Raw genomic sequence first — 17,415 nt, 5'->3', positions numbered from 1 at the left:
GGCCCTTTCAGCTCTGCAGCAGGTTGACGTCGTCGACCGAGGCCGACCGGCGGGCGCGGAAGATCATGATGATGATCGCCAGGCCGACCACGACCTCGGCCGCGGCGACCACCATGACGAAGAAGGCGAGCACCTGCCCGGTCACGTCGCCGTGCATCCGCGCGAAGGTGACGAACGCGAGGTTCGTGGCGTTGAGCATGAGCTCGACGCCCATGAACACGACGATCGCGTTGCGGCGCAGCAGCACGGTCGCGGCGCCGACGGCGAACAGCACCGCTGCCAGGCCGAGGTAGTTGGTGATCTCCATCAGCGCTCCTCCTCGTCCCGCGGCGCGACGTCGGTGTCGCCGGGGGCGCCCTCCGGGACGTCGTCCGCGCTACCGCTCGGGGGGCTGTCCGGCGTGCTGTCCCCGGCGGGGGGCCCGCCCACCCGCACGACGTCGACCAGCGTCTCCTCGGCCGCCAGCAGGGCGGTGGCCGACCGCTCCTGGCCGCGGATGCGCAGCACGCGCGGCACGGAGTGCTCCACCGGCCGCCCGTCGGGGCCCAGCGCGGGCGTGTCCATGGCGTTGTTCTGCGCGAACACGCCGGGCGCCGGCAGCGGGGTCAGCGTGCGGCCCCGCGGCAGCGCCGCCACCCTGGCCCGCGCGATGGCCCGCTGCGTGGGGGCCACGGCCAGGCGGCGCTTGTGCGTGAGCACCAGGCCCGCGAGCGCCGCCGTGACCAGCAGGACCCCGACGACCTCCATCGCGATCACGTAGTCGGCGAGCAGGATGCGCGCGAGCGCCACCGGGTTGGGCACGCCGCCGGTCTCCGCCAGCCCGACGGCGGGCGGGAACGCGGCACGCGAGATGACCGAGAGCAGCACCGCCCCGAGGCCGACGCCCAGCAGCAGCCCGATCCACCGCTGCCCGCGAATGGTCTCGGTGAGCGAGTCCGCGGCGTCGATGCCTACGAGCATGAGCACGAACAGGAACAGCATCATGACCGCGCCCGTGTACACGACGACCTGCACGACGCCGAGGAACGGCGCCTGCTGCGCGACGTACAGGATCGCGAGCCCGATCATCACGAACATCACGCAGATCGCCGCGTGCACGGCCTTGCGGACGAACAGCAGCCCGAGCGAGGCGAGGACCATGAGGGGCGCCAGCACCCAGAAGAGGGCGGCCTCGGCGCCCGAGGCGGTCACTGCTCGCCCCCGGGCGTGCTCGACACGTGGCCGCCGGTCGCGGCCTCCAGCGTGGCGACGGCGGCCTTGGTGGCGCTGCCGCGCAGGCGGTGGCGCCGCGGGGTCGGGGCGGGAGCGTCGCCCCGGACGACCTGCTCGGCGGACCCGAGCGTCGGGTCGTCGGGCCGGTGCTCGCGCACCCACTCGACCTGCTCGCCGGTGGGGGCGGTCACCTCCCCGCGGTAGTACTCGGTGTCGGTGGTGCCCTCGACCATGGGGTGCGGCGCGGCCAGCATGCCCTCGGCGAGCGGCGCCAGCAGGTCCTGCTTCTCGTAGATCATCCCGGCACGGTCGGGGCCGGCGAGCTCGTAGTCGTTCGTCATCGTCAGCGCGCGGGTGGGGCACGCCTCGATGCACAGCCCGCAGAAGATGCACCGCAGGTAGTTGATCTGGTAGACGCGGCCGTACCGCTCTCCCGGCGACATGTGCGCGCCGTCGGGCAGCTCGGCGTTGTCCGCGCCCTCGACGTAGATGGCGTCCGCCGGGCACGCCCACGCGCACAGCTCGCAGCCGATGCACTTCTCCAGCCCGTCGGCGTACCGGTTGAGCTGGTGGCGGCCGTGGTACCGGCGCTGCGGCGGCGTCTTCGTGCGGGGGTACTGCTCCGTCACCGTCGGGCGGAACATCGACGAGAACGTCACGCCGAAACCCGCCACGGGCGCGAAGAGCTCCCCGATCGGGCCCTTCGTGGGGCGCAGCGGCTCGTACGGTTCGTGCTGCCCTGTCATCGCGTCTCCTCCGGTCGGTCGACGGCGGTGCTGGTGGCGTCGGCGGCGCCGGTGGTGGCCCCGGCCGGGGGCACGTGCCGGCGTGCCCGCGGTGACGGCGGGAGGCTCTGCCCCGGCAGCGGCGGCACCGGGAAGCCGTCCGCGAACGCGTCGAACGTCCCCGGGGCTCCCTCGTCGGCTGCGCCGCCCGGCGGCGCGGCGGGCCGGCGCTCGGGCCAGAGCCACATGAGCGCGATGACGAGGGCCGCCACGACGAGCACCCCGACGACGAGCTGCGTGCGGGTGATGCCGGCCAGGCCCAGGTACTGGAACACGCTGAGGACCACGACCCACCCGAGCGCCACGGGGATGAGCACCTTCCAGCCCAGCGACATGAACTGGTCGTAGCGCAGACGCAGCAGCGTGCCGCGCACCCACACGAACACGAACATGACGGCCCAGAGCTTGACCAGGAACCACAGGACCGGCCACCAGCCGGTGTTCAGCGCCCCGTCCGCGATCGCGGACAGCGGCCACGGGGCCCGCCACCCGCCGAGGAACAGCGTGGTCGCGATCGCCGAGACGTTCAGCATGTTGATGTACTCGGCGAGGAAGAACCACGCGAACTTCATCGAGCTGTACTCGGTCATGTACCCGGAGACGAGCTCGCCCTCCGCCTCCGGAAGGTCGAACGGGAGGCGGTTCGTCTCGCCGATCATCGAGATGACGTAGACGACGAACGCGGGCAGCAGGGGCAGGAACCACCACACGCCCGCCTGGGACGCCACGATCTGCGACGTCGACATCGACCCCGCCATGATGAAGACGCTGACCAGCGACAGGCCCATGGCCAGCTCGTAGGAGATGACCTGCGCCGTGGAGCGCACGGAGCCGAGCAGCGGGTACGTGGACCCGGACGACCAGCCGCCGAGCACGATCCCGTAGACGCCCATCGCCGCGCACGCCAGCACGTAGAGCACGGCCACGGGGAAGTCGGTGAGCTGCGCGGGCGTCGTGAAGTCCGTGAACGGGATCGTCACGGACGGGCCGAACGGGACCACGGCGAAGACCAGCAGGGCGCAGAACACCGAGATCATCGGGGCCAGCAGGTAGACGACCCGGTCGGCGCGCGTGACGGTCACGTCCTCCTTGAGCAGGAGCTTCATCGCGTCGGCGAGCGACTGCAGCAGGCCGAACGGGCCGTGCCAGTTGGGCCCGGGCCGCACCTGCATGCGGGCCACGACCTTGCGCTCGAACCAGATGGCGAACAGCACGCTGGTCAGCAGGAAGACCACGATGAGCACGGCCTTGATCGCCGACACCCAGATCGCGTCGTTGCTGAAGTCGGCGGCGACCCCGGGGATCATGCGGCACCTCCCTGCCCGGCCGGAGCCTGTGCGGTGTCGACGGCCGGCCCCTGCGAGACGCGGACGAGGTCGCCGGGCACGGCGCCGAGGGTGTCGTGCACCCGGCACCCGCGCGAGGCCAGCGGCAGCCACACCACGTGGTCGACCATCTCCGTGATGGCCACCGGCACGGTGATCGCCCCCCGGTCGGTCGCGACGGTGACCTGGTCGCCGTCGTAGACGTCGGCCGCGGCGGCGGTGGCGGCCGACATGCGCGCGACGGGCCGCTTGGCGGTGCCGGCGAGGAACTGCTCGCCGTCCTGCAGGGCGCCGTCGTCGAGCATCAGGTGCCAGCTCGCCAGCACCGCCGTCCCGGGCGGGACGGGCGGCGGCTCGGCCGTGTCCTCCGGCGGTGCGGGCGCGCGGTCGCCCGCCCAGGCCGGCAGGGCGCCGACGGCGCGGTGCGCCGCGAGCGGCGTCTCGGCGCCGAGGCCCGTGCCGAGCCGGGCGGCGAGCGAGTCGAGCACCCGGTGGTCGGGCAGCGCGGCGGACTCGAGCGCCTGGCCGAACGACCGCACGCGGCCCTCCCAGTTCCAGTACGACCCCGCCCGCTCGACGGGAGGAGCCACCGGAAGGACGACGTCGGCGAGCTCGACGGCCTCGGTCCTGCGCACCTCGAGGGCGACGACGAAGCCCGCCGCGCCGAGCGCCCGCCGGGCGTGCGCCGGGTCGGGCAGGTCGGCGAGCTCGAGGCCGCCGACGAGCGCCCCGGAGAGCTGGCCCACGGACAGCGCGTCGAGGATCTCGCCCGCGTCGCGACCCGCGTCGGCCGGTAGCGTGTCGGCGGGCACGCCCCAGGCCGCGGCCGCCTCGGCGCGGGCGGCGGGGTCGGTCAGGGGCCGCCCGCCGGGCAGCAGCCCGGGCAGCAGGCCCGCCTCGACGCCGCCCCGCTCCCCCGCGCGGCGCGGGATCCACGCCAGGCGCGCGCCCGTCGCGGCGGCGAGGCGCAGCGCGGCGGCGTAGGCGCCCGGGGCAGACGCCAGCCGCTCCCCGACGAGGATGACGGCCCCGGGCTTCGCGAGCGCCTCGGCGACGTCGCCGAGGGTCTCGGCGTCGGAGCCCTCCGGGGCGGGCTCGCCCGCGGCGCGCGCCTCCACGCTGCCGAGCCACTCGGCCTCGGTGCCCGGGGCCGCCGGGAGCAGCGTCCCGTCGAGCCGGGCCAGGCCGCGGGAGGCGAACGGTGCCAGCCCGAACACGCGGGTGCCGTGGGCGCGGACCGCCTTGCGCAGGCGCAGGAAGGTGACGCCGGCCTCCTCCTCCGCCTCGAGCCCGGCGAGGAGCACGGCCGGCGCGGCCTCCAGGTCACCGAAGGTGACGCCCACGCCCGTGCCGGCGACCGCGTGCGCGAGGAACGCCGCCTCCTCGGCCGAGTGCACGCGCGCCCGCTGGTCGACGTCGTCGGTGCGCAGCACGGTGCGGGCGAACCGCGACCAGGCGAAGGCGTCCTCGACCGTGAGCCGGCCGCCGGGCAGCACCCCGACGCCGCCCGCGTCGCGCGCCGCGGCGAGGCCCTCGGCGGCGAGCTGCAGCGCCTCCACCCAGGACGCGGGCCGCAGCTCTCCGCGTGACACGACGGCGCCGTCCTCGTCGAGCTCGCGGTCGCGCACCAGCGGGGTCGCGATCCGGTCGGGGGCCGACTGCCAGGTGAACGCGAACCGGTCCTTGTCGGTGATCCACTCCTCGTTGACCGCGGGGTCGTCGCCGGACAGTCGGCGCAGCACCACCCCGCGGCGGTGGTCCACGCGGATCGCGGAGCCGCACGAGTCGTGCTCGCCCACGGCCGGCGTGGAGACCAGGTCGAACGGGCGGGCGCGGAACCGGTACGCCGCCCCGGTGAGCGCCCCGACGGGGCAGATCTGCACGGTGTTGCCCGAGAAGTACGAGGAGAACGGCTGCCCGGAGGTGTCCGGGAGGGCGACGCCCGCGGTGGGCTCGCCCTCCGCGGCGGGCGGCGGGGCGAAGTCGAGCACGGCCTCGTCGAACCGCCCGATCTGCTGGCCCGCGCCGCGCTCCTGCAGCGCGATGAACGCGTCGCCGGCGATCTCCTCGCTGAACCGGGTGCAGCGCTGGCACAGCACGCACCGCTCGCGGTCCAGCAGGATCTCCGTGGACACGGCGATCGGCTTGGGGAACGTCCGCTTGACGTCCTCGAAGCGGGAGTCGGCGCGCCCGTTCGTCATCGCCTGGTTCTGCAGCGGGCACTCGCCGCCCTTGTCGCACACCGGGCAGTCGAGCGGGTGGTTCATGAGCAGCAGCTCCATGACCCCCTGCTGCGCCTTGTCCGCGACGGCGGAGGTGCGCTGCGTCTTGACGACCATCCCGGGCGTGACCGTCATCGTGCACGAGGCCTGCGGCTTCGGCATCGCGCGGACGTTGCCCTCCCGGTCGGGCATCGCGACCTCCACGAGGCACTGCCGGCACGCGCCCGCCGGCTCGAGCAGCGGGTGGTCGCAGAACCGCGGGATCTGGATGCCGACCTGCTCGGCCGCGCGGATGATCAGCGTGCCCTTGGGCACCGTGACCTCGACCTCGTCGATCGTCAGCGTCACCGTCTCGACGGGCTGCTCGACCTCGCCGCTGCCCGCGGCGGGCTTGTCGGGCCTGTCCGTGGTCGCCGTCATCAGTGACCTCCCACACCGGCCCCGCCCGCGAGGGCCGGGGTCCGTCGGTTCCTCGGGGTGTACTCGAACAGGGCGCTCGCGCTCGGGTCGAACGGGCACCCTCCGCCGTCGATGTGCGCCTGGTACTCGTCGCGGAACAGCTCGACGCTTGACGTGACGGGCGACGTCGCGCCGTCACCGAGCGCGCAGAAGGCGCGGCCGAGGATGTTGTCGCACAGGTCGAGCAGCAGGTCGACGTCGCGCTCCTCGCCGTCGCCGGCCTCGATGCGGTGCAGCACCTGCTTGAGCCAGTACGTGCCCTCGCGGCAGGGGGTGCACTTGCCGCACGACTCGTGGGCGTAGAAGTCCGTCCACCGGCTCACCGCCCGCACGACGCACGTCGTGTCGTCGAAGATCTGCAGCGCACGCGTGCCGAGCATCGACCCGGCCGCGCCGACGGACTCGTAGTCGAGCGGGGTGTCGAGCTGGTCGGCGGTGAAGATCGGGGTGGACGAGCCGCCCGGCGTCCAGAACTTCAGCTCGTGGCCGGCCCGCACCCCGCCCGCGAGGTCGAGCAGCTCGCGCAGCGTGATGCCCAGCGGCGCCTCGTACTGTCCCGGCCGCGTGACGTGCCCGGACAGGGAGAACAGCCCGTGCCCGGAGGACTTCTCGGTGCCCATCGCGGAGAACCAGTCGGGCCCGTGGGCGACGATGCCCGGCACCGACGCGATCGACTCGACGTTGTTGACGACGGTCGGCCGCGCGTACAGGCCGGCGACGGCGGGGAACGGGGGCTTGAGCCGCGGCTGGCCGCGCTTGCCCTCCAGGGAGTCGAGCAGCGCCGTCTCCTCCCCGCAGATGTAGGCGCCCGCACCGGCGTGCACGGTGACCTCCAGGTCGAAGCCGGAGCCGAGGACGTCCGTGCCCAGGTACCCGGCGTCGCGGGCCTCGGTGACCGCGGCGAGCAGCCGCCGGTACACGTGCAGCACCTCGCCGCGCACGTAGATGAAGGCGTGGTCGCACCCGATGGCGTAGCTGGTGATCGCGACGCCCTCGATGAGGTGCTGCGGGCTGGCGAGCATGAGCGGGATGTCCTTGCACGTGCCCGGCTCCGACTCGTCCGCGTTGACGACCAGGTACCGCGGACCTCCGTCCGGCGGGGGCAGGAAGCCCCACTTCATCCCGGTGGGGAACCCGGCGCCGCCACGCCCCCGCAGTCCGGAGTCCTTGACCGCCTGCACGAGGTCGCCCGGCTCCATCGTCAGAGCCTTGCGCAGCCCGGCGTACCCGCCGGCCTCCTCGTACGTGGCGAGCTTCCACGACCGCTCCGCGTCCCACGTGTCCGTGAGCACGGGCAACAGGTCAGTCATCGTCGCGCCCCTTCCTCTCCGGCTCGGGGTCCGCCTTGCCGCCCGACGGCGACCGCCCGGGGCTCTCGTCCCCCGTCGCCGCCGGCTTCCGCTCCGCGCTGGACCGCTCCGCCCCCGTCTCCGGCGGCACCTCCGCCTCCTGCTGCTCCTCACCGGTCCCGGGCGCCCTGCCCGCCGCCGGGCCCGACGCCGATGCAGCTCCGGAGGTCGGCGAGGGGGATCCTTCGTCGCCAGGCTGGCCGGGTCTGGCGGGAGCCGAGGGAGGAACGACCGAGGCGGATGGCGCGCCTGGAGACGAAGGATCCCCCTCGCCGACCGAACCCGAAGCAGCCCGAGCGAGACGCAGGCCCGCGAGCGTGGGCGCCCCGGCAGTCTCCCCCTCGTCGGCCCGCCCGTCCGGGAACCCGGCGAGCACCCGGCTCATCCGCTTGAAGCTGCACACGCTGGACGCGCCGCGGGTGGGCGCGACATCCTCGCCGAGCCGCAGCCGGTCGGTCAGCGCCGCGGCGGACTCGGGCGTCTGGTTGTCGAAGAACTCCCAGTTGACCATCACGACGGGCGCGTAGTCGCAGGCCGCGTTGCACTCGACGCGCTCGAGGGTGATGGCGCCGTCCTCGGTGGTCTCGTCGTGGCCGACGCCGAGGTGCTCGCTCAGCTCCTCGAAGATGGCGTCGCCGCCCATGACGGCGCAGAGCGTGTTGGTGCACACGCCCACGGTGTAGGTGCCGTTGGGGTGGCGCTTGTACTGGGTGTAGAAGGTCGCGACGGCGGAGACCTCGGCGGCGGTCATGCCGAGCTGCTCGGCGCAGAACATGATGCCGTCGCGGCTCACGTACCCGTCGACGGACTGCACCAGGTGCAGCATGGGCAGCAGGCCGGACCGCGGGTCCGGGTAGCGGGCCATGATCTGCGCGGCGTCGGCGGTCAGCGACGCGAGGGTCTCGGCGTCGTAGCGGGCCTGCGAGCGTGCGCTCGTCGGTTCGGCGGTCACCGGTCCACACCTCCCAGCACCGGGTCGAGGGACGCGACGGCGACGACGACGTCGGCCACCTGGCCGCCCTCGCACATCACCGACACGGCCTGCAGGTTGTTGAACGACGGGTCGCGGAAGTGCGCCCGGTAGGGCCGGGTGCCGCCGTCGGACACCGCGTGCACGCCGAGCTCGCCGCGCGGGTGCTCCACCGTCTGCCACGCCTGGCCCGCGGGCACCCGGAAGCCCTCGGTGACGAGCTTGAAGTGGTGGATGAGGGCCTCCATGGAGGTGCCCATGATCTGGCGGATGTGGTCGAGCGAGTTGCCCTGCCCGTCGGCGCCCACGGCGAGCTGGGCCGGCCAGGCGATCTTCTTGTCGGCGACCATGACGGGCGCCCCCTCGGTGGCGTCGAGGCGCGTCAGGCACTGCTCGACGATCCGCAGCGACTGGTAGCACTCCTCCAGGCGCAGCACGACGCGGGCGTAGCAGTCCGCGTCGGTGGACGTGGGGACGTCGAAGTCGTAGGTCTCGTACCCGCAGTACGGGAACGCCTTGCGCACGTCGTACGGCAGGCCGGCGGAGCGCAGGACGGGGCCGGTGACGCCGAGGGCCATGCAGCCGGCGAGGTTGAGCGCGCCGACGTCGACGAGCCGGGCCTTGAAGATCGGGTTGGCGAGCATGAGGTCGCCGAGCTGGCCGAGGTAGTGCCGCACCTTCGGCAGGGCGGCGCGGACCTGGTCGGTGAACCCCTCGGGTGTGTCCGTGGCGACGCCACCCGGCCGGATGTACGCGTGGTTCATCCGCAGCCCCGTCACGGCCTCGAACAGCCGCAGGATCTCCTCACGAGCGGTGAACCCGATGGTCATGACCGTGGTGGCGCCCATCTCGTTGCCGCCCGTGCCGAGGCACACCAGGTGGGAGGCGATCCGGTTGAGCTCCATCATCAGCACCCGGATGACGGACGCCCGCTCGGGCACGTCGTCGACGACGCCGAGCAGCTTCTCCGTGGCGAGGCAGTAGGCGGCCTCCTGGTACAGCGGCGCGAGGTAGTCCATCCGGGTGCAGAACGTGGTGCCCTGCGTCCAGGTACGGAACTCCATGTTCTTCTCGATGCCGGTGTGCAGGTAGCCGATGCCGCAGCGGGCCTCGGTGACCGTCTCGCCGTCGATCTCCAGCATGAGACGCAGGACCCCGTGCGTGGACGGGTGCTGCGGGCCCATGTTGACGACGATGCGTTCCTCGCCCACGGCCTCGCGGGCGATCTCGTCCCAGTCGCCGCCGGAGGCCTCGAAGCCCGGGATCCCGGGGTCGAACTCGTCGGCGGGCGGACGCGTCGCGCTGTAGGCGGGGGCGCTCATGAGTACTGCCTCCTCGTGTCCGGCGGCGGCACGGTGGCCCCCTTGTACTCCACGGGGATGCCGCCGAGCGGGTAGTCCTTGCGCTGCGGGTGCCCGGGCCAGTCGTCCGGCATCTCGATGCGGGTGAGGCCGGGGTGCCCGTCGAAGACGATCCCGAAGAAGTCCCAGGTCTCGCGCTCGTGCCAGTCGCACGCCGGGTAGACGGGCGTCGCGGACGGCACGTGCGGGTCGTCGTCGGCCACCGCCACCTCGAGGCGCACGCGGCGCCCGTGCGTCACCGACGTCAGGTGGTAGACGGCGTGGAGCTCGCGCCCGGCGTCGTGCGGGTAGTGCACGCCCGACACGCCGAGGCACAGCTCGAAGCGCAGGTCCTGGTCGTCGCGCAACGCGCGGCACACGGCCAGCAGGTGGGCGCGCGCCACGTGCAGCGTCAGCTCGGCGTCGGGGCTCGGGTCGCCGTCCTCGCCGCGGGGGTCGGTGACCACCACGCGCTCGACGGCGTCGTCGAAGGCGACGCCCGCCTCGCCGAGCACCTCCGCGAGGACGTCGACGGCCTCGTCGAACCAGCCGCCGTACGGGCGGGTGGCGTCGCCCGGCAGGGCGATCCGCCGCACGAGGCCGCCGTACCCGGAGGTGTCGCCGGAGCCCCGCGCGCCGAACATGCCGCGGCGGACGTCGACGACCTCGGGCCCGCCCTCCTCGGCCGGGCGTGCGGCCGCGGGCCCCGACACCTCCCCGCTCATCGCAGCAGCCCCGTCATCTGCGACGTCGGCGTCGCCTCGAGCGCCGCGGCCTCCGCCGCCTGCGCCGCCTCGCGGCGGTTGACGCCCAGCGGCGAGGTGAGGATCTGCTGGTGCAGCGCGAGGATCGCGTTGATGAGCATCTCCGGGCGGGGCGGGCACCCCGGCAGGTAGATGTCCACCGGCACGACGTGGTCGACGCCCTGCACGATCGCGTAGTTGTTGAACATGCCGCCGCTGGACGCGCAGACGCCCATCGACAGCACCCACTTGGGCTCGCTCATCTGGTCGTAGACCTGACGCACGACGGGCGCCATCTTCTGGCTCACCCGACCCGCGACGATCATCAGGTCGGCCTGGCGCGGCGAGGCGCGGAACACCTCCATGCCGAACCGTGACAGGTCGAACCGGGACGCGCCGGCGGCCATCATCTCGATGGCGCAGCAGGCCAGACCGAACGTCACCGGCCAGACGGACGCCTTGCGCAGGTAGCCCGCCAGGTCCTCGATCGACGTCAGCAGGAACCCTGACGGAGACTCCTCCAGTCCCATGTCCCCTCCCTTCGTGAAGGTGGGGTGCCGGTGGTGCCGGCACCGTTGCCGTCCTGAACTACCGTTCTCGTCCCGTGGTCCGCCGCGCCCGCGGCGGGCTCACACCCAGTCGAAGCCGCCGCGTCTCCACTCGTAGACGAACGGCACCGTGATGAGCGCGAGGAAGACGAGCATCGCCGCCAGCCCGAACCCGGCCAGCACCGTGAAGTCGACCGCCCACGGGTAGAGGAACACCACCTCGATGTCGAAGACGATGAACGTCATCGCGACCAGGTAGTACTTCACGGGCAGCCGCCCGCCGCCGTCCGCGTGCGGCGTCGGCTCGATGCCGCACTCGTAGGCGTCGAGCTTGGCCCGGTTGTAGCGCCGCGGCCCGATCAGCACGCTCGCGCCCACTCCCCCGAGCGCCAGCACCGCGGCCACGCCCATGAGGATGAGCACGGGGACGTAGGGGTTCGTCATCGCGCCTCCCTGCTCTGCGCCGTCATCTCGACCACTCCTTCGTGCTCGTGCGCGCTCATGCTGCCGGAACGATCCTGGTCAGCCCCGCGATCACCCGGTCCACCCAGTCGCCGCCGCGGGGCTCGTAGCAGTCGGACAGCAGCTTGAGCACGAACCGCATGACGACCGGCCGCGGCAGCCCGTACCGCACGCACACCCGCATCACCTGCGGGTGCTCGATGAGCCGGACGAACCACCGCCCGAGGGTGTAGTAGCCGCCCAGGTCGGCGCGCATCCGGTCGGCGTACGTGCCGAGCGTGCGCTCCCGCGCGTCGTCGGTGGTGCGGGTGCGGGCCTGGGCGACCGCGTCGGCGGCGACGCGGCCGGCCTGCAGGGCGTAGGCGATGCCCTCGCCGTTGAACGGGCTGATCATCCCGGCCGAGTCGCCCACCAGCAGCGCGCCGTTCGCGTACAGGGGGCCGCGGTTGAAGCCCATCGGCAGAGCGGCGCCCCGGACCGGGCCCACCTGGTTGTCGGCGTCGAAGCCCCACGCGCCGGGCGCGTTGCGCATCCAGGTGCGCAGGAGGGCCCGGTAGTCGGTCCCGGCGGCCGACTGCCGCGCGGGCGTGGAGCTCACGGCGCCGAGGCCGACGTTGGCCGTGCCGTCGCCGAGCGCGAAGATCCAGCCGTAGCCAGGCAGCAGGTTCGACGTGCCGGGCGCGCCGTCCCAGAGCTCCAGGTGGGACTCCATCCAGGGGTCCTCGTGACGCGGCGTGACGCCCGCGTCGGTCTCGGTGCGGACGTAGGTGCGCACGGCGGTGCCGAGGGGCCGGTCGTCGCGCCGGGTGATGCCGAGCGCCGTCGCGAACCGGGAGGAGACGCCGTCGGCCGCCACGACCACGGGCGCGCGGTACGTCGTGGCGGGCTGGTCCGCGCGCCCCCGGGCGTCGAGCGGCTGGGCGTGCACGCCGACGACGCGACCCGAGCGCTCGTCCAGCAGCGGGCCGGTGACCTTGGTGCGCTCGAGCAGCTTGGCCCCGCTGGCCTGCGCGTGCTGCGCCAGGCGCTGGTCGAGCGTCATGCGGGCGCGCGCCATGCCGTAGCCGGGGAAGGAGGCGAGGTCGGGCCAGGGCAGCTCCCACGACCGTTCGCCGGCGACCACCCGGAGGCCGCGGTTGCGGATCCACCCGTCCTCGGCCTGCGTGCCGACGCCCATGCGGGCGAGCTCGGCGACCGCGCGGGGCGTGAGGCCGTCGCCGCACACCTTGTCCCGGGGGAAGGCGGCCTTGTCGAGGAGGAGCACGTCGAGCCCGGCGCTCGCGCACCAGTGCGCCGTGGCGGCGCCGGCGGGCCCGGCACCCACGACGATGACGTCGGCGTCGTCGTCACGACCTGCGTGCACGTGCTTCACCCCCGCTCGCTCGAGCGCCCCCGGCGACGGTGCCGGAGTCGACTTGTGAACCTGATCACAACTCCTCCACGCACTCTAGTCACGTTCGCGGGGCGATGGGTAGGAAGGTTTGCCTTCCTTCGCCCCGACGGCGTCCCGTCGGGACACGACGCGCCCCGACGGGACGGCGGTCCGAGCGCTCGCACCGTCCGCCGCGTGTCGGGCCTCCGGGCGCACCCACGGCGCATACCGTCGTCGTCCACGAGGGCACGACGGTCCGAGCGCCGCCTCGCCCTCGGCCCGTGACGACGACCTACCTGGAGGCGTGAGAGATGAAGGCTGGACCCGCATTCGTGATCGGTGCCGCGCTGGGCTACCTGCTCGGCACGGAGAAGGGGCGGTCGCAGCTCGACAAGGCGCGCGGGTGGGCCACCGAGACCTGGAACGACCCTCGCGTGCAGGAGAAGGTCTCCGACCTGTCGTCCGGCGTGGGCGAGTTCGCCAGGGCGCAGAGCGCCGCGATCAAGGACCGCGCCGGAGCCTGAGCCCGTCGCGCACCGCCGGTGCCGGCCGCGCACGACAGGTGCGCGGCCGGCACCGGCCCGGGTCAGGCCGGGCGCACCCCGCGGTGCAGCGCGACGATGCCGCCGCTGAGGTTGCGGTACGCCACGTGCCGCCACCCGACGGCGAGCATGCGGCGGGCGAGCGCCGTCTGGTCCGGCCAGGCCCTGACGGACTCGGCCAGGTAGTCGTACGAGCCCTTGTCCCCCGTGACGGCGCCGGCCGCGACGGGCAGCGCGCGCATCAGGTACTCCATGTACAGCGTGCGGAACGGCTTCCACGTGGGCGTGGAGAACTCGCAGATCACGACGCGCCCCCCGGGCCGCACCACGCGCAGCATCTCGGTGAGGGCGGCGTCCGTGTCCACCACGTTGCGCAGCCCGAAGCTGATCGTCACGGCGTCGAACGCCGCGTCGGCGAACGGTAGCCGGGTGGCGTCCCCCGCGACGAACGGCAGGTCGCCGCGCCGCCGCTTGCCCTCCGCCAGCATGCCGAGGCTGAAGTCGGACGGGACGACCGTCGCGCCGTCGTCGGCGAACGGCTCGCTGGAGGTGCCCGTGCCGGCGGCGAGGTCGAGCACGCGCTCGCCGGGCCTCGCCTCGACGGCGGCGACGGTGGCCCGGCGCCAGCGCCGGTCCTGGCCCAGCGACACGAGGTCGTTGACGAGGTCGTACCGGCGGGCGATGCCGTCGAACATCGTCGCGACCTCGGCGGGCTGCTTCTCCAGGCTGGCGCGGGACATGGGCGTCATCGTCCCACAGCACCCCCGCACGCCCCGGCACCGCCGAGAACGACATGAGCGCCGTCTCCCCGGCCGACGACGGCCGTGAGGTTGTTCTCGGGCCCCTCCCCCGTTAGCGTCGCGAGCGACGACGACGTCGGGTCGTCGTTCCCTGGATCGGCAGACAGGCCCACTGAGCCGGCACCGCACCGCTGCGGCGCCGCCGGGCAGGCCCGGGCTGGCGCCGCCAGGAGGCACCGATGAGCACGTGGATCAAGAACCCGCTGGGCGTCTTCACCGCCGACGACGCGTCGGTCGAGCCGGCACCCGGCACGGCGCCCGACGCACGGGGCGGCGTCGTCGTCGCGGACGGCGTCATCACCGAGCTGGTGGCCGCCGGAGTCCGCCCGCGCGGCCCGGTGGACGAGACGTTCGACGCGTCGGCGCACGTCCTGACGCCGGGCCTGGTCAACACCCACCACCACTACTACCAGACCCTCACCCGCGCCTGGGGGCCCGTGGCCGACGCCGAGCTCTTCGACTGGCTGACCACGCTCTACCCCGTGTGGGCACGCCTGACGCCGCGCGCGCACGAGCTCGCCACGAAGGTGGCGCTCGCCGAGCTGCTCCTGTCGGGGTGCACGACGGCCGCCGACCACCACTACGTGTTCCCGGCGGGCCTGGACGACGCGATCGACATCCAGGTCGCGGCGGTGCGCGAGCTCGGGATGCGTGCCACGCTCACCCGCGGCTCCATGACGCTCGGCACGGACGACGGCGGCCTCCCGCCGCAGTCGGTGGTGCAGGACGCCGAGACCATCCTGGCCGACTCGGAGCGCCTGGTCGCCGCGTACCACGAGCGCGGCGCCGGTGCGCGCGTGCAGATCGCCCTGGCCCCGTGCTCGCCGTTCTCCGTGACGCCGGCGACCATGCGAGACACGGCCGAGCTCGCGGAGCGGCTCGACGTCCGCCTGCACACGCACCTGGCGGAGACGAGGGACGAGGAGGAGTTCCTGCGCGAGCGCTTCGGCATGCGCACCGTCGACTACCTGGAGTCGGTCGGCTGGCTCACGGACCGCGCCTGGCTCGGGCACGGGATCCACTTCGACGACGGCGAGGTCCGCCGCCTGGGGGCCGCCGGCACGGCGGTGGCGCACTGCCCGACGTCGAACATGCGGCTGGCCTCGGGCGTCGCCCGCGTGCTCGAGCTCGAGGACGCGGGCGTGCCGGTGGGCCTGGGCGTGGACGGCTCGGCGTCCAACGACGCCTCCACGATGATCCTGGAGGCCCGTCAGGCCCTGTACCTGCAGCGGCTGACGTATGGCGCGTCGGTGCCCGTGCGCCGGGCGCTGGGCTGGGCGACGCGCGGCTCGGCACGGACCCTCGGCCGCGACGATCTCGGCGTCCTCGCCGTCGGCAAGCAGGCGGACCTGGCGCTGTGGCGCCTCGACGAGCCCCGCTTCTCCGGTGCGCACGACCCCGTGGCAGCGCTGCTGCTCTGTGGTGCCGACCGCGCCGACCGCGTCATGGTGGGCGGCAAGTGGCGCGTCGTCGACGGCGCGGTCGTCGGCCTCGACCTGCCGGCGCTCCTGGCCGAGCACCACGCCGCCGCGCGGCAGCTCGTACGCGGGTGACGCACCCGCCCGCCCAGACGGACGGCCACCCGCGTCCGCGCCGGCGACGAGTCGAGGCGCATCGAAGAGGGCTGGGGCGGGCGGACGGAACTGCCTCGCGACAAGCACACCCCTCCCGGCGCCCCGACAACAGGACCCGCACGACGCGGGGTTGACACCGCCACCAGCCGCACGGTCGAATAGTGGAACTCTTCTTCCGGAGTGCGGAAGGCTAGCGAACAAGGAGGTCCGCTATGACCAGGTCTGCCGGACGCGCGGCGACACCCCCGGCGCGCCCCGAGGACGAGCGCCTGCCGCTCGCCGCCACGCTCGGGTACGGCTTCCAGCACGTGCTCACGATGTACGGCGGGATCATCGCGCCGCCGCTCATCGTCGGCGGGGCCGCCGGGCTCACGTCGGCCGAGATCGGAACGCTCGTGGCCGCGTCGCTGTTCGTCGGCGGCCTCGCGACGATCCTGCAGACGGTCGGCGTCCGGTTCTTCGGCTCGCAGCTCCCGCTGGTCCAGGGCGTCTCGTTCGCCGGGGTCTCGACGATGGTCGCGATCGTCGGCGGCGGGGGCGGGATCCCGGCGGTGCTGGGCGCGGTGCTGGTCGCGTCCGCGGTCGGGTTCCTCATCACCCCGTTCTTCGCCCAGATCATCCGGTTCTTCCCGCCGGTGGTCACGGGCGTCGTCATCACGACGATCGGGCTGACGCTCATGCCGGTGGCGGCGAACTGGGCCATGGGCCGCGCGGCGGACGCCCCCGACTACGGGTCGGTCGGCAACATCGGTCTCGCGTTCGCCACGTTCGCCGTGGTGATCCTGCTGTCGAAGGTCGGCTCGGGGGTCGTGTCGCGGCTCTCGATCCTCATCGCGATCGTGGTGGGCACGCTGCTCGCGGTGGTGCTCGGCACGGCGGACTTCTCCGGGGTGGGCGACGGCCCCGTCGCCGCGTTCCCGACGCCGCTCGCGTTCGGCGCGCCGACGTTCGAGGTCGCCGCGATCGTCTCGATGCTCATCGTCATCCTCGTGACGCTGACCGAGACGACGGCGGACATCATCGCCGTCGGCGAGATCGTCGACACGAAGGTGGACCGCAGGCGGATCGCGAACGGGCTGCGCGCCGACATGGCGTCGTCCGTCGTGTCCCCGTTCTTCGGCTCGTTCACCCAGTCCGCGTTCGCGCAGAACGTCGGGCTGGTGGCGATCACCGGGGTCAGGTCGCGGTTCGTGGTGAGCGCGGGCGGCGTCATCCTCGTGGTCCTCGGCCTGCTGCCCGTGCTCGGCCGGGTCGTGGCAGCCGTGCCGACGCCCGTCCTCGGGGGCGCCGGCGTGGTGCTGTTCGGCTCCGTCGCGGCGTCGGGCATCCGCACGCTGGCCAAGGTCGACTACTCGAACTCGATGAACCTCGTGATCGTCGCCGCGTCGATCTCCTTCGGCATGATCCCGATCGCCAAGCCGGACTTCTACGACGGGTTCCCGGAGTGGTTCGGCGTCATCTTCCACTCGGGCATCAGCTCCGCGGCGCTGATGGCGATCCTGCTGAACATCCTGTTCAACCACATCACGCGCGGGACCCCGGAGAACCCGTCCGTGTTCGTCAAGGGCACCGCCCGCAGGGCCGTGGACGACGACACCCTCGAGGACCTCACCGACGACGGCGTCCTCAACGGTTCCCCCGACCGGCGGCGCGCGCCCGGGGCGCCCTGACCGGCGGGGTGTGATCTGTGTCGGCGGGCGTGGGGCCGGCGG

The 17,415-nt window shown here is 73.5% G+C and carries 16 protein-coding genes; 3 read left to right on the top strand and 13 right to left on the bottom strand.

Going from position 1 to position 17,415, the window contains the following annotated elements; all coding sequences use genetic code 11:
- Positions 1 to 7: 7 nt before the first annotated feature.
- From nuoK to EYB28_RS05450, 12 genes are all read right to left on the bottom strand, one after another.
- Entirely contained in the window at positions 8 to 307 is a 300-nt protein-coding gene (gene nuoK, locus EYB28_RS05505) for an NADH-quinone oxidoreductase subunit NuoK (RefSeq protein ID WP_166845527.1), read from the bottom strand.
- Positions 307 to 1,191 carry an NADH-quinone oxidoreductase subunit J gene (locus EYB28_RS05500; protein WP_166845525.1) on the bottom strand — a complete coding sequence of 295 codons (885 nt, stop codon included), beginning with the start codon at positions 1,189 to 1,191 and terminating at the stop codon, positions 307 to 309. The genes nuoK and EYB28_RS05500 overlap by 1 nt, the downstream gene beginning before the upstream one ends.
- The gene (gene nuoI, locus EYB28_RS05495) at positions 1,188 to 1,958 is read right to left on the bottom strand and encodes an NADH-quinone oxidoreductase subunit NuoI (RefSeq protein ID WP_166845523.1); all 771 of its coding nucleotides are present in this window, start codon (positions 1,956 to 1,958) and stop codon (positions 1,188 to 1,190) included. Before nuoI ends, EYB28_RS05500 begins: the two co-directional genes overlap by 4 nt.
- Positions 1,955 to 3,304, bottom strand: a complete 1,350-nt coding sequence (gene nuoH, locus EYB28_RS05490; RefSeq protein ID WP_166845521.1) for an NADH-quinone oxidoreductase subunit NuoH — start codon at positions 3,302 to 3,304, stop codon at positions 1,955 to 1,957. The genes nuoI and nuoH overlap by 4 nt, the downstream gene beginning before the upstream one ends.
- A complete protein-coding gene (locus EYB28_RS05485) occupies positions 3,301 to 5,964 on the bottom strand; it encodes an NADH-quinone oxidoreductase subunit G (RefSeq protein ID WP_166845519.1) in 2,664 nt (887 codons plus the stop codon). Before EYB28_RS05485 ends, nuoH begins: the two co-directional genes overlap by 4 nt.
- Complete coding sequence (gene nuoF, locus EYB28_RS05480) at positions 5,964 to 7,313, bottom strand: NADH-quinone oxidoreductase subunit NuoF (RefSeq protein WP_166845517.1); 1,350 nt, start codon at positions 7,311 to 7,313, stop codon at positions 5,964 to 5,966. The genes EYB28_RS05485 and nuoF overlap by 1 nt, the downstream gene beginning before the upstream one ends.
- Positions 7,306 to 8,304, bottom strand: coding sequence for an NADH-quinone oxidoreductase subunit NuoE (gene nuoE, locus EYB28_RS05475; protein WP_166845515.1), 999 nt, complete (start codon positions 8,302 to 8,304; stop codon positions 7,306 to 7,308). The genes nuoF and nuoE overlap by 8 nt, the downstream gene beginning before the upstream one ends.
- The gene (locus EYB28_RS05470; RefSeq protein ID WP_166845513.1) at positions 8,301 to 9,644 is read right to left on the bottom strand and encodes an NADH-quinone oxidoreductase subunit D; all 1,344 of its coding nucleotides are present in this window, start codon (positions 9,642 to 9,644) and stop codon (positions 8,301 to 8,303) included. Before EYB28_RS05470 ends, nuoE begins: the two co-directional genes overlap by 4 nt.
- Positions 9,641 to 10,387 carry an NADH-quinone oxidoreductase subunit C gene (locus tag EYB28_RS05465; RefSeq protein ID WP_166845511.1) on the bottom strand — a complete coding sequence of 249 codons (747 nt, stop codon included), beginning with the start codon at positions 10,385 to 10,387 and terminating at the stop codon, positions 9,641 to 9,643. Before EYB28_RS05465 ends, EYB28_RS05470 begins: the two co-directional genes overlap by 4 nt.
- The gene (locus tag EYB28_RS05460) at positions 10,384 to 10,935 is read right to left on the bottom strand and encodes an NADH-quinone oxidoreductase subunit B family protein (protein ID WP_166845509.1); all 552 of its coding nucleotides are present in this window, start codon (positions 10,933 to 10,935) and stop codon (positions 10,384 to 10,386) included. Before EYB28_RS05460 ends, EYB28_RS05465 begins: the two co-directional genes overlap by 4 nt.
- 99 nt (positions 10,936 to 11,034) lie before the next feature.
- The gene (locus EYB28_RS05455) at positions 11,035 to 11,397 is read right to left on the bottom strand and encodes an NADH-quinone oxidoreductase subunit A (protein WP_166845507.1); all 363 of its coding nucleotides are present in this window, start codon (positions 11,395 to 11,397) and stop codon (positions 11,035 to 11,037) included.
- 55 nt (positions 11,398 to 11,452) lie between these two features.
- Entirely contained in the window at positions 11,453 to 12,778 is a 1,326-nt protein-coding gene (locus EYB28_RS05450) for a geranylgeranyl reductase family protein (RefSeq protein WP_166851768.1), read from the bottom strand.
- Positions 12,779 to 13,098: 320 nt separating this feature from the next.
- Between EYB28_RS05450 and EYB28_RS05445 the strand changes: the two genes are divergently transcribed.
- Positions 13,099 to 13,311, top strand: a complete 213-nt coding sequence (locus tag EYB28_RS05445; RefSeq protein ID WP_166845506.1) for a hypothetical protein — start codon at positions 13,099 to 13,101, stop codon at positions 13,309 to 13,311.
- A 62-nt stretch (positions 13,312 to 13,373) separates the two neighbouring features.
- On the opposite strand, the gene EYB28_RS05440 is transcribed toward EYB28_RS05445, so the two are convergent.
- Positions 13,374 to 14,069, bottom strand: coding sequence for a demethylmenaquinone methyltransferase (locus tag EYB28_RS05440; protein WP_166845504.1), 696 nt, complete (start codon positions 14,067 to 14,069; stop codon positions 13,374 to 13,376).
- 239 nt (positions 14,070 to 14,308) lie between these two features.
- On the opposite strand from EYB28_RS05440, the gene EYB28_RS05435 reads away from it, so the two are divergent.
- Positions 14,309 to 15,682, top strand: a complete 1,374-nt coding sequence (locus EYB28_RS05435) for an 8-oxoguanine deaminase (RefSeq protein WP_166845502.1) — start codon at positions 14,309 to 14,311, stop codon at positions 15,680 to 15,682.
- Positions 15,683 to 15,915: 233 nt separating this feature from the next.
- Positions 15,916 to 17,373, top strand: coding sequence for a nucleobase:cation symporter-2 family protein (locus tag EYB28_RS05430; RefSeq protein WP_166845501.1), 1,458 nt, complete (start codon positions 15,916 to 15,918; stop codon positions 17,371 to 17,373).
- Positions 17,374 to 17,415: the final 42 nt, after the last annotated feature.

Origin of the sequence: Isoptericola sp. BMS4 (assembly GCF_011634835.1) — a bacterium.
In the GTDB taxonomy this organism is placed as follows: domain Bacteria; phylum Actinomycetota; class Actinomycetes; order Actinomycetales; family Cellulomonadaceae; genus Isoptericola.
This window is presented reverse-complemented; position numbering and strand designations above follow the sequence as displayed.